We start from the raw sequence: 3,893 nt of genomic DNA on the forward strand, positions 1-3,893 counted from the left end.
TCCTGAAAGGGAGCGTACGGAACTCATGAGCACCACCTCCCCCTTCGCATGCCCGGCCGGGCCTTGCGCGGGCGGCGCTTGGTGGAGGAGGGCGCGGCGCCGTAGCCGACCAGGTTGGCCTGGCGCCCCTCCGGCTCGGCGGCCTCGGCCGGGGCCTCGGCGGCGGGTTCCGGCGCGGCGGCGGCCTCGGGCACGGCTCCGGCGCCCGGGTCGGTGTCCACCGAGATGATCGCCGTGCCCACGTCCACGGTGGTGCCCTCGCCGAAGCGCAGCTCGTGCACCACCCCGGTGAACGGGATGGGCAGCTCCACCGCGGCCTTGGCGGTCTCGACCTCGCAGACCACCTGACCGTCGGTCACGGTGTCGCCCGGCGCCACCAGCCACTTGAGGATCTCCGCCTCGGTCAGTCCCTCGCCCACGTCGGGCATCTTGAACTCACGGAAGCGCTGCTCGACTGCGGTCATCGTCACGATCTCCTCAAGCCCTTCAGTACGCCAACGCACGGTCTACGGCGTCGAGCACCCGGTCCAGGTCGGGCAGGTACTCGTCCTCCAGCCGCGAGGGCGGGTACGGCGCGTGATAGCCGCCGACCCGCAGCACCGGGGCCTGGAGGTGGTAGAAACACCGCTCGGTGATGCGCGCGGCGATCTCCGCACCGGTCCCCAGGAAGACCGGTGCCTCATGCACCACGACCAGCCTGCCGGTCCGCTCGACGGACCGCTGGACCGTGTCGAAGTCGATCGGCGACATCGACCGCAGATCCACGACCTCCAGCGACTTGCCCTCCTCGGCGGCGGCCGCGGCGGCGTCCAGCGCGACCTTCACCATCGGGCCGTAGGCCGCGAGGGTGAGGTCGGTGCCGGGCCGCGCCACCCGCGCGGCGTGCAGGGGGCCGGGGATCGCCGAGGTGTCGACCTCGCCCTTGTCGTGGTAGCGGCGCTTGGGCTCGAAGTAGATCACCGGGTCGTCGCTGCCGATGGCCTGCTGGAGCATCCAGTAGGCGTCGGACGCGTTGGAAGGCGAGATCACCTTCAACCCGGCGACGTGCGCGAACAGCGCCTCGGGGGACTCGCTGTGGTGCTCGACCGCGCCGATGCCGCCGCCGTACGGGATGCGGACGACGACCGGCATCTTGACCTTGCCGAGCGACCGCGCGTGCATCTTGGCGAGCTGCGTGACGATCTGGTCGTACGCGGGGAAGACGAAACCGTCGAACTGGATCTCCACCACCGGCCGGTAGCCGCGCAGCGCCAGCCCGATCGCGGTGCCGACGATGCCGGACTCCGCCAGCGGGGTGTCGATGACCCGATCCTCGCCGAAGTCCTTCTGCAGCCCGTCGGTGACGCGGAAGACGCCGCCGAGCTTGCCGACGTCCTCTCCCATGATCAGGACCTTGGGGTCGCTGTCGAGGGCCGTGCGCAGCGACGCGTTGATCGCCTTGGAGAGCGACATCTTCTCAGCGGCCATCTCAGATGCCTTCCTCGGCGGTGACGAACGAAGCCTGGTACGCCGCGAACTGGGCCCGCTCCTCGTCCACGAGGGCGTGGCCGTCGGCGTAGGTGTGCTCGAACAGCGCCATGTGGTCGGGGTCGGGCATGGCCCGGACCGCCTCCCGCACCCGCTTGGCGAGCGCGTCGGCCTCCTCCTCCAGACCGTCGAAGAACGCGTCGTCCGCGAGGTTCTCGTTGCTGAGGAGGGTGCGCAGCCGCAGGATCGGATCCTTGGTCTCCCACAGCTCGCGCTCCTCCGACGGGCGGTAGCGCGTCGGGTCGTCGGAGGTGGTGTGGGCGCCCATGCGGTAGGTGAACGCCTCGACCAGCATCGGCCCCTGGCCGGTGCGGGCCCGCTCCAGCGCCGCCTTGGTGACGGCGAGACAGGCCAGCACGTCGTTGCCGTCCACCCGCACGCCCGGGAAGCCGTAGCCTTGCGCGCGCTGGTAGAGCGGCACCCGGGTCTGCTTCTCGGTGGGCTCGGAGATGGCCCACTGGTTGTTCTGGCAGAAGAAGACGACCGGGGCGTTGTAGACCGCGGAGTAGGTGAACGACTCGGCCACGTCGCCCTGGCTGGAGGCGCCGTCGCCGAAGTAGGCCAGCACGGCGGAGTCCGCGCCGTCCTTCGCCACGCCCATCGCGTAGCCGGTGGCGTGCAGCGTCTGCGCGCCGATGACGATGGTGTACAGGTGGAAGTTGTTGCTGTTGGGATCCCAGCCGCCGTGGTTCACCCCACGGAACATGCCCAGCAGATTGGTCGGGTCGACCCCACGGCACCAGGCGACGCCGTGCTCACGGTAGGTCGGAAAGACGTAGTCGTCGTCGCGCAGCGCCCGGCCGGAGCCGATCTGCGCGGCCTCCTGGCCGAGCAGCGAGGCCCACAGGCCCAGTTCGCCCTGGCGCTGGAGGGTGGTGGCCTCGGCGTCGAAGCGCCGCGTCAGCACCATGTCCCGGTACAGGCCGCGCAGCTCGTCGGGGGTCAGGTCGATCGCGTACTCGGGGTGCTCGACGCGCTCGCCCTCCGGGGTCAGCAGCTGTACGAGTTCCGGCTCCGCCGACTGCTTCTTCGTGCTCCGCGCGCTGGTGCTGCGCTTGGCTCCGCTGCGGCGCGGCTTGCGCGCGGCAGTGCTCTCCACGGTCACGTGTGCTCCTCCGTCTGTCCGGCCTCCGGGATCCGCCGGCGGCCAGTTGCGGCTCGCCCGTCCGACGACGACGCACGGGGTGGGTGCGACGAAACGTCCGTCCGGGCGTGACAGGTTCCCGGCGGTCGGCCCCGCACAAGGCACGTTACCCAGTGCTCCGCATCTCTGCGAAACCCCACCTGACCTGCAATTTTGCTTGGATTTCCAAGTAAATCGCGCGCTTGGGTGAACATCCACTGGTCACAGCCTCGCCGACCGTCGGTCCATCGCACGTTATCCCGCTGGACAAAGGCACGGGAAGACTTGGTATGTGAGACTGGAGCCGTGCGCGAAGAAGGAAAAATCAGGATTTTCCTACTCGACGACCATGAAGTCGTACGACGAGGCGTGCGCGAGCTGCTGGCCGCCGAGCCGGACATGGAGGTGGTCGGCGAGGCGGGCACCGCGGCCGACGCCCTCGCCCGGATTCTCGCGACCCGCCCCGACGTCGCCGTGCTCGACATCCGGCTGCCCGACCGCAGCGGCGTCGAGGTCTGCCGGGAGATCCGCTCGCGCGATGAGGCCATCCGCTGCATGATGCTCACCTCCTTCGCCGACGACGAGGCCCTGTTCGACGCGATCATGGCGGGCGCGTCCGGCTATGTGCTCAAGGACATCCGCGGCAGCGAACTGCTCGCCGCCGTCCGGGACGTGGCCGCGGGCCGTTCGCTGCTCGACCCGGCGGCCACCGCCCGGGTGCTGGAGCGGCTGCGCGGCGGCGGCACCAAGCCCGACGACCGGCTCGCCGCCCTCACCGAGCAGGAGCGCCGGATCCTGATCCTGATCGGGGAGGGGCTGACCAACCGGGTGATCGGCGAGCGGCTGCACCTCGCCGAGAAGACCATCAAGAACTATGTCTCCAGCCTGCTGTCCAAGCTCGGCATGGAGCGCCGCTCGCAGGCCGCCGCCTTCGTGGCCCGGATGCAGGCCCAGAAGAACTAGTGCCGCGTCAGTCAAGGTGTGCCCGGTGGCGAGGCGTCTTGGTGCGGTCGGACGCAAGGCGCCGGATCGGCCTCGCGGGGGCACCTCCCGGACGGAGTCTGGGGGCGGGCCTACTCGGTCGATCCGGCAACGCCGCAGATGGCCGTGCCAGGCCGACGAGCGGGGTGAACCTTGGCTGACGCGGCACTAGGGGGTGTCGTGTGGATCAGGCCGGATCAGCGAGCGGCGTCTGGTGCAGGGGGCACCTCCCAGCGGTAGCTGGGGGAGCCTCGCAACCCGC

General features: G+C 70.3%; 3 protein-coding genes and 1 pseudogene. 1 reads left to right on the forward strand and 3 read right to left on the reverse strand.

What is annotated here, in order from left to right:
• Window positions 1–50: 50 nt before the first annotated feature.
• The 3 genes and pseudogenes from ABZ562_RS41015 to pdhA form a co-directional block, all read right to left on the reverse strand.
• Window positions 51–464, reverse strand: a pseudogene (locus tag ABZ562_RS41015) (biotin/lipoyl-containing protein); the annotation flags it as partial.
• Window positions 465–486: 22 nt separating this feature from the next.
• Window positions 487–1,467 carry an alpha-ketoacid dehydrogenase subunit beta gene (locus tag ABZ562_RS41020; RefSeq protein WP_361490535.1) on the reverse strand — a complete coding sequence of 327 codons (981 nt, stop codon included), beginning with the start codon at window positions 1,465–1,467 and terminating at the stop codon, window positions 487–489.
• Window position 1,468: 1 nt separating this feature from the next.
• Complete coding sequence (pdhA, locus tag ABZ562_RS41025) at window positions 1,469–2,632, reverse strand: pyruvate dehydrogenase (acetyl-transferring) E1 component subunit alpha (RefSeq protein WP_361490538.1); 1,164 nt, start codon at window positions 2,630–2,632, stop codon at window positions 1,469–1,471.
• Between the two features lie 324 nt (window positions 2,633–2,956).
• Between pdhA and ABZ562_RS41030 the strand changes: the two genes are divergently transcribed.
• Window positions 2,957–3,613, forward strand: coding sequence for a response regulator transcription factor (locus ABZ562_RS41030; protein WP_361490540.1), 657 nt, complete (start codon window positions 2,957–2,959; stop codon window positions 3,611–3,613).
• The last annotated feature ends 280 nt before the right edge of the window (window positions 3,614–3,893 follow it).

This window comes from Streptomyces sp. NPDC019937 (assembly GCF_040631655.1).
Classification (GTDB): Bacteria; Actinomycetota; Actinomycetes; order Streptomycetales; family Streptomycetaceae; genus Streptomyces.